Annotated in this window: 1 protein-coding gene; it reads left to right on the top strand. The window is 32.6% G+C overall.

What is annotated here, in order from left to right; all coding sequences use genetic code 11:
- Window positions 1-738: 738 nt before the first annotated feature.
- On the top strand, window positions 739-1,599 hold an 861-nt coding region (locus A3EU_RS33395; RefSeq protein ID WP_020539480.1), incomplete at its 3' end, for a toll/interleukin-1 receptor domain-containing protein.

The following is a 1,599-nucleotide window of genomic DNA, read 5'->3' as shown; positions in this document are numbered from 1 at the left end:
GAATTTGTCGTAATTGATCGTACTCGGATTGACTTAGCTTGATTTTCACGCCAAAAAATACGAATTTATCCCAAAACACTTAGTGACGGGTATAATGGTAAATAAAAAGAAGCTGTTTTTTAAGAATTCAATATTTATAAAATTTACTATTTCAATATTCTTTGCTATAGTTTGGATAGATTTATTAAAGTATGCAGATCATTTATACGTTATACCTTCGCGATTTTTGATCCCATTCCTATTGTTAATATTTTGCATTCAATATAAAAATCATCGTGCTTATTTCTTTGTTATCTCTATTTTTATAGCTTCGATGATCTCAAATATTGGAGAATTACCATTTTATTGGCAGGTTTATACAAGTCATTTAATAAAGGCAGAATTAATCAGCGCATTTTCGATTTGTGGAATATGTGAGATGAAAAATAATATCAGGATTTTATTTGTAGCTATGACTGCGATAGCATTAATGCATAATAAATTAATGGTTGAACAGTATAAATGGAATCTTAGGTCATTTGTAATCGCTATTGTTAATAGTGGGTTTATATTTTGGATATTTAGGTATAGCAATATATGATTGGTACGTCTAATTTATGCCAACAAATGAGAATATGGAAGAAATGCCGCTAACTTTGCTACTACGTCCATGCTCCGCTTCGCTACGCACGTCGCAGTAGCCGGAGTTCTGCGCAATCTATATAAGTATAACTAATTTAAATAATAGATCTTTAGTAAATGGAAAAGAAGAAGATATTCATTTCATATAGTTGGTCACCGGATGATAACGCTCATTGGGTGAGAGAGTTTGCTCGTCGATTAACTTCGGATGGCATTCACGTGGTCTTGGATGTCTGGGATTTGTCAGAGGGGCAAGATAAATACGTCTTTATGGAAAAAATGGTATCTGATGAAGAAATAGATAAGGTGTTGCTCATATGTAATGAGACATACGCCTCCAAAGCAAATCTTCGCAAAGGAGGAGTAGGGGATGAAAGTATGATAATAACTCCTGAAATATACGGTGACGTTAACCAGAAGAAATTTATTCCGGTTGTCAATGAAAGAGATAAATCCGGCAATCCATTTTTGCCAAGTTTTATCGCGTCTAGATTATACGTTGATTTATCAGAAGGCGAATCATTTGAGGATAATTATGAGAAACTGATTAGATTGATCTATGATAAGCCAGCTGAGAAAAGACCACCGCTTGGAACTCCACCAGCTTATGTCTACGAAGATGAAAGTGTACATATAAAAACATACTACTTATTAAATCCTATTAAAAATGCCTTAAATAAAAATAGCGGTACAGCTAGATCATTGATTGCTGACTACTATAAGCAATTTTTAGATACTTTAGATGAATTTATAGTCGAAGAAAAAGACAGTTATAGTGAGACGAATAATAATGACTTAGATAACCTGTATTATGTGGAAATTGCGGGAATGGAAGAATTAATGAATGCATATAAAGCTTTTTTGAAAGTTATAGTCAAGTATTCGAATTTTTTTGACATTGAGGAACTAAAACTTTTTCTTGAAAAAGTCCTTGAATATCATTTCCGATATAAAGAACGCAAATTTACTAAACCGGTT

It is taken from the genome of Lewinella cohaerens DSM 23179 (assembly GCF_000379805.1).
In the GTDB taxonomy this organism is placed as follows: domain Bacteria; phylum Bacteroidota; class Bacteroidia; order Chitinophagales; family Saprospiraceae; genus Lewinella; species Lewinella cohaerens.
This window is presented reverse-complemented; position numbering and strand designations above follow the sequence as displayed.